We start from the raw sequence: 618 nt of genomic DNA, 5'->3' as shown, positions 1-618 counted from the left end.
TTCAACTCTCCCCATTCTGATGGCAAGGCGTTCTCATTGCCTGCGACGGCTCACGGCTTGCAAGGCCGCTTCAACGCTCGGACTGTGACTAAACGCAAGTATCCGGGTTCTGCGCCTGTTCCGGTGGAGCCAGCCTTGCCCCACCTATGGCATGGACCTGTTCGCTCGCTCAGTTTTACAAAGACTGTCTTCTCTGAAATCCGAGGTCATGGCGGGTCTGTCACACAGCGCGTTCCCCTTCGTATCCGGGTGTCTTTTTATTCAATTTTCAATCTGCATGAGGCTTGTCTGAACCTCGGGTCATTGTGATCCGAAGTGTTTTGCCTCTCATAAACCATTTCATTTTCCGGTCTAAATCGGTACGCCTTACAAAGAATTTTTCAAAATTTTTTCTAAGCGCCGCAGACCTCGCTCGATTGCGACACGAACCACTTTTTCATGGACGCCCTCTGCCCGGGCAATGTCCTGTTTGGTCATGCCGAGAATGAAATGAGCATAAATCCGTTTTGCCTGTTTGTTCGGCAGACTGGCAATCGCCGCATGAAGCTCCTGCATGGTCACTTTCCGCTCATACAGTTCATGGGGAGATAAGGCGACAAAGAGAGCTTCATGCTCCAG

Annotated in this window: 1 protein-coding gene; it reads right to left on the bottom strand. The window is 51.0% G+C overall.

Annotated features, from left to right (window positions below):
• Positions 1 to 366: 366 nt before the first annotated feature.
• Positions 367 to 618 (bottom strand): RNA polymerase sigma factor (locus GPK90_RS17845; RefSeq protein ID WP_275950600.1); only part of this gene is annotated, 252 nt, incomplete at its 5' end.

Source organism: Clostridium sp. MCC344 (assembly GCF_018785365.1).
In the GTDB taxonomy this organism is placed as follows: Bacteria; Bacillota; Clostridia; order Lachnospirales; family Lachnospiraceae; genus Pilosibacter.
The sequence above is the reverse complement of the archived record's forward strand: the minus strand, read 5'-3'. Positions and strand labels throughout refer to the sequence as shown.